This is a genomic window from Mesorhizobium sp. M7A.F.Ca.AU.002.02.1.1 (genome assembly GCF_003998535.1).
Taxonomy (GTDB): Bacteria; Pseudomonadota; Alphaproteobacteria; order Rhizobiales; family Rhizobiaceae; genus Mesorhizobium; species Mesorhizobium ciceri.
The window spans coordinates 1-4,695 of record NZ_RZPB01000488.1 but is presented as its reverse complement, the minus strand read 5'-3'; the positions used below and the strand labels follow the sequence as shown (position 1 = coordinate 4,695).

Annotated in this window: 6 protein-coding genes; all 6 read left to right on the top strand. The window is 62.6% G+C overall.

Annotated elements, in window-relative coordinates; all coding sequences use genetic code 11:
- Positions 1-20 precede the first annotated feature (20 nt).
- The 6 genes from EN879_RS24810 to EN879_RS24785 all read left to right on the top strand — a co-directional run bounded on the left by EN879_RS24810 (position 21) and on the right by EN879_RS24785 (position 4,623).
- Entirely contained in the window at positions 21-491 is a 471-nt protein-coding gene (locus tag EN879_RS24810; RefSeq protein ID WP_013528044.1) for an Lrp/AsnC family transcriptional regulator, read from the top strand.
- A gap of 165 nt (positions 492-656) precedes the next feature.
- On the top strand, positions 657-1,142 hold the full coding sequence (dut, locus tag EN879_RS24805; RefSeq protein ID WP_013528045.1) for a dUTP diphosphatase: 486 nt from the start codon (positions 657-659) through the stop codon (positions 1,140-1,142).
- On the top strand, positions 1,142-1,804 hold the full coding sequence (locus tag EN879_RS24800) for an HAD family phosphatase (protein WP_063169909.1): 663 nt from the start codon (positions 1,142-1,144) through the stop codon (positions 1,802-1,804). Before dut ends, EN879_RS24800 begins: the two co-directional genes overlap by 1 nt.
- Before the next feature lie 69 nt (positions 1,805-1,873).
- The gene (locus EN879_RS24795) at positions 1,874-2,728 is read left to right on the top strand and encodes a hypothetical protein (RefSeq protein WP_013528047.1); all 855 of its coding nucleotides are present in this window, start codon (positions 1,874-1,876) and stop codon (positions 2,726-2,728) included.
- Between the two features lie 79 nt (positions 2,729-2,807).
- On the top strand, positions 2,808-3,611 hold the full coding sequence (locus EN879_RS24790; RefSeq protein ID WP_024505790.1) for an oxaloacetate decarboxylase: 804 nt from the start codon (positions 2,808-2,810) through the stop codon (positions 3,609-3,611).
- Positions 3,612-3,624: 13 nt separating this feature from the next.
- Positions 3,625-4,623 carry a proline racemase family protein gene (locus tag EN879_RS24785; protein WP_024505791.1) on the top strand — a complete coding sequence of 333 codons (999 nt, stop codon included), beginning with the start codon at positions 3,625-3,627 and terminating at the stop codon, positions 4,621-4,623.
- The last annotated feature ends 72 nt before the right edge of the window (positions 4,624-4,695 follow it).

Genomic DNA, 4,695 nt, shown 5'->3' with positions numbered 1-4,695 from the left:
GCATGGAACAAATATCCCACATGGCGCTGGAAATTGACGAAATCGACCGGAAATTGCTCGCCGAGTTGCAACGCGACGGCACGCTGTCGGTCGACCAGTTGTCGGAACGGGTGGCGCTGTCGCGCAATGCCTGCTGGCGCCGGGTGAAGCGGCTGGAGGAGGCCGGTGTCATCACCGGCAGGGTGGCGCTGGTCGATGCCGAAAAGCTCGGGCTTGGCCTTTCCGTCTTCATCCTGATCCGCACGTCCAACCACGATCCGGAGTGGCTGCAGAGATTCCGGGCGGCGGTGACCGGCTTTCCCGAGATCATCGGCGTCTACCGCATGTCCGGCGACCTCGACTACGTTCTGCGCGCCCGCGTCGCCGACGTGAAGGCCTATGACCGGCTCTACCAGCGGCTGATCGCCAAGGTGGCGCTGTCTGATGTTTCCGCCTCTTTCGTGATGGAAGAGATCAAGGAGACGACGGTGGTTCCGATGGAAGTGCGCTAAGATATGTCGATATTCAGGTGATGCCGGCCTGCAAACGACGGGTTTCGACTCGGCCTGACCTGAATCTCAACACACCTCAGGCCATACTGATGCCTGAAAGAAAGCCGTTGATAGGCTTGCGGGCGAGTTGACCGAATCGCCGTTCGCGCCGATAGGATCGATTTTATGCGCGCAGCCCTTCAAACTCCCTCCGTCATCGGTCCGACCGTCGGCTTCGTCAGGTTGCCGCATGCTGAAGGACTTCCCCTTCCTGCTTATGAAAGCACCGGTGCTGCCGGCATGGATCTGCGCGCCGCGGTGCCGGACGACCGGCCGCTGCTGATCCTGCCCGGAAAACGCGCTCTGGTGCCGACCGGGCTGATCCTGGAAATTCCCGAAGGCATGGAAGGCCAGGTGCGGCCGCGCTCGGGCCTTGCCTTCAAGCATGGGCTGACCGTCCTCAACACGCCCGGCACCATCGACAGCGACTATCGCGGCGAGGTGAAGGTCCTGCTGATCAATCTCGGCGATGAGGACTTTGCCGTGACGCGCGGCATGCGCATCGCCCAGATCGTTTTTGCCGCGGTGACGCAAGCCGCCGTGGAAGAGCGCAACCTGGCCGGCGGCACGGCGCGCGGCGCGGGCGGGTTCGGATCGACCGGCACCGCCTGATGCCTGAACTGCCTAAACTTGTCATCTTCGACTGCGACGGGATCCTGGTCGATACGGAGAACCTGGCCAATCGGCGCCTTGCCGAATGGCTGACCGCTGCCGGCTATCCGACAAGCTTCAAATATTGCCGCAAGAATTTCTCCGGCCGCAGCATGGCGTCGGTGCAGAAAGAGATCGAAGAAAAGACCAGCGTCAGGCTTGGCGCCGATTTTGTCGATCGCTGGAACGCCGGCCTGCCAGACCTGTTCGCCCACGGCGTCGAAGCAATCCCTTATGTCCGCGAATTCGTCGAGGCCGTGCGGTCAGCCGGGATCGCCTATTGCGTCGCCACCTCGGCCCGGGTGTCGAAGATGCACATCACACTTGGCCAGACCGGGCTGTTGCCGCTGTTCGAACACGCGATGTTTTCCTCGACGATGGTCGCGCGCGGCAAGCCGTTTCCGGACCTGTTCCTGCATGCTGCGAAAACCGTGGGCTTTGCACCTGCCGACTGCATCGTCATCGAGGACAGCGTCGCTGGCACGCAGGCCGGCATCGCGGCCGGCATGCGGGTGTTTTCCTATCACGCCGATCCCTATTCCGACCGCGACGGCCTTATCCAGGCCGGCGGCATCCTGTTCGACGACATGCGCGAACTGGCCGGGCTGGTGCCGATCCACTGAGCTGGCTGACGGACTGGACGGGTTGGGAGGCTGTGCTACGTTCCGCGCGCCCGACACCCTGAGGCGACCATGCCGACGAACCTGCTTCGCTTCATCCTCGCCGTGATGCTGCTGCCATTGCTGTGGACCGCAGCCGGCGCGCAAGACGCCAGCCTTCCGGAGCTCGGCAGCCCACTGCCCGGCCAAAAAGACATCACCTATCTCGACCTCGCCAGGATGATCATTCCAGACCTCGCCGCCGACAAGAATGGCTTTTACAGGGGCGGGCTGCCGATCGCTATGCGCCATATCGAGGGACCCGACAGCGGCGGCTCGCCGCCCGAAACCTCAGGCTTTTCCAATGCCTCCGTGCTTGCCATCAAGGCGGGAGGCAAGGACCGCCTGACCATGCTGTTCGATCTCGGCGATTCCTCAGACAGCGCAGAAGGCTATGCGGTGCTAGCGCTCTACGACATTACGGGCAAACCAAGGCTGCTCGACGCCGCCAATGTCGCCCTCGACCGCAGCACCTATTTCCGCGAACCCGGCAAGCTCGGCATCGGCGCCAATGATGATATCCTCATGATCGAGAGTTCGCATTCCAATTCAAACCAGAACTATATGATCGTCCCGCTGATTATGGTCGCCAGGGACAAGTTGAAGCTGATCGACATCATCTATTTGTTCGACGAGCACGTGTGTGCCTATAGCCGGACGCAGGACGTTGCCTTTAAAGCCATCGCAGAGGGCCGACGCCATGCGGCGATCAAGGTAACGGTGACCGATGCCACCGTCGTGAACGACGAAAGCTGCGATGACCAGCCGCCCAAACCTGAATCTCACGACATCTCCGTCACCTATCATTGGGACAAGACAACGTCGCACTACGCCAAGGATTCCGACGCGCTGAACAATTTGGCAGGAGAGAACGCCAAACGCTTCTGAACCAACCGCATTCGTTTGCCCGGCCAGATGGAGCAGGATAAAATCCGCTCGGCCACACCGCATATGATGGGGAACTACCATGGACAAGGGCAAGATCTTTCGCGACCTGCATGCCTCGACCTTCGTCGTGCCCAATCCCTGGGATATCGGCACGACCAAGCTGCTCGGCTCGTTCGGCTTCACGGCGCTGGCGACGACCAGCGCCGGCTTTGCCTTTTCGCGCGGCCTGCCGGACGGCGCGGTGACCTTCGACCAGATGATCCACCATTGCCGCGAAGTGACCGCGGCGACCAGCCTGCCGGTCTCGGCCGACCTCGAGAAAGGCAAGGGCGACAGCGCCGAGCAGGCCGCCGAAACCATCTTCGCGGCGGAAGCTGCCGGCCTTGCCGGCTGCTCGATCGAAGACCACACCGGCGATCCGGACAAGCCGATCTATGATTTTGCGCACGCCGTCGAACGCGTTGCGGCGGCCGTGGAAGCGGCGCGGGCCCTGAAACGCGATTTCGTCTTCACTGCGCGGGCCGAGAACTTCCTCTGGGGCAAGTCCGACCTCGACGACACGATCAAGCGGCTGCAGGCGTTCGAGAAGGCCGGCGCCGACGTACTCTATGCGCCAGGCATCGGCAACGTCGAGATGATCCGCACGCTCTGCTCTGCCGTCAGCAAGCCGGTCAATGTCATGGCGGTACCGGGCTTTACCATCGCCGATCTCGCCATGGCCGGCGTCAAGCGTATCTCGCTCGGGCCGTGGCTGACCAATTTCGCCTACGGCATGCTGGAAACGGCGGCACGCGAAATCCAGCAAGACGGCACCTTCGGCTTCACCCGCGCCGCCATGCCGTTCAGCAAATTGCAGGCCCTCTTCGGCAAATCTTCGGATTAATGGGGCCCGTCGCATGACGCTGACCGTGGTCGACATGCATACCGGCGGCGAGCCGCTGAGGATCGTCACCGGCGGCTATCCCGGTATCCCCAAGGGCACGATCCTGGAAAAGCGCGCCTATGTGCGCGACCATCTCGATCATCTCAGGAAAATCCTGATGTTCGAGCCACGCGGCCATTACGACATGTATGGCGCCTTGCTGGTCGAGCCGGACCTGCCCGGCGCCGACCTCGCCGTGCTGTTCATGCACAATGAGGGTTATTCCACGATGTGCGGCCACGCCATCGTCGCGCTCGGCCGCTACGCCATCGATGAAGGGCTGGTGGCGAAACAGGAACCAGTCACGACAGTCAATATCGAGGCGCCGTGCGGGCTGGTCGTCGCCTCGGTCGAGGTCAGGGACGGCAAGGCCGGTGCGGTTTCGTTCGAAAGCGTGCCGGCCTTCCTTTTCGCCGGTGGACAGGCGATCGAATTGGCGGGCCACGGCACGATTGGCTTCGACGTCGCCTATGGCGGCGCCTTCTACGCGCTGGCCGATTGTCACCAATTCGGGCTCGAATTCGGCAGAAGCCGGATGCGCGATTTCGTCGATGCGGCAACGGGGCTGACGGACAGGCTCAAGGCTGAATTTCCGCTGTCGCATCCCGACCACGGCGACCTAGCCTACCTATACGGCACCATCCTGACCGACGGCCGCGACACATTTTCCGGCGAGGTGACCAAAAACATCTGCGTCTTCGCCGAAGCCGAGGTCGATCGCTCGCCAACCGGTTCCGGCGTCACCGCAAGGCTGGCGGCCATGCATGCCAAGGGCGAGATCGCGATCGGACAGACGCGCACATTCGAGAGCATCGCCGGCTCGCGTTTTTCCGGAGCCGTGGCGCGGACGGCGAAGGCTGGACGGCATGAGGCGATCATCGCCCGCGTCGGCGGCCGCGCCTATTATTCCGGGCGGGCCGAATTCATCGTCGAAGCGGACGACGAGCTCGGACGCGGATTCCTGTTGCGCTGAAGAAAATGCTCAGCGGCGCGAGGAGCGAGCCACTTCCCGCACCGAGATCGCCTTGTGCAGATGCACCATCAT

Bases quoted from the DNA above. Each gene is read 5' to 3' on its own strand.
- EN879_RS24800 (WP_063169909.1), top strand. From the start codon at position 1,142: ATGCCTGAACTGCCTAAACTTGTCATCTTCGACTGCGACGGGATCCTG.
- EN879_RS24795 (WP_013528047.1), top strand. From the start codon at position 1,874: ATGCCGACGAACCTGCTTCGCTTCATCCTCGCCGTGATGCTGCTGCCA.
- EN879_RS24810 (WP_013528044.1), top strand. From the start codon at position 21: ATGGCGCTGGAAATTGACGAAATCGACCGGAAATTGCTCGCCGAGTTG.
- EN879_RS24790 (WP_024505790.1), top strand. From the start codon at position 2,808: ATGGACAAGGGCAAGATCTTTCGCGACCTGCATGCCTCGACCTTCGTC.
- EN879_RS24785 (WP_024505791.1), top strand. From the start codon at position 3,625: ATGACGCTGACCGTGGTCGACATGCATACCGGCGGCGAGCCGCTGAGG.
- dut (WP_013528045.1), top strand. From the start codon at position 657: ATGCGCGCAGCCCTTCAAACTCCCTCCGTCATCGGTCCGACCGTCGGC.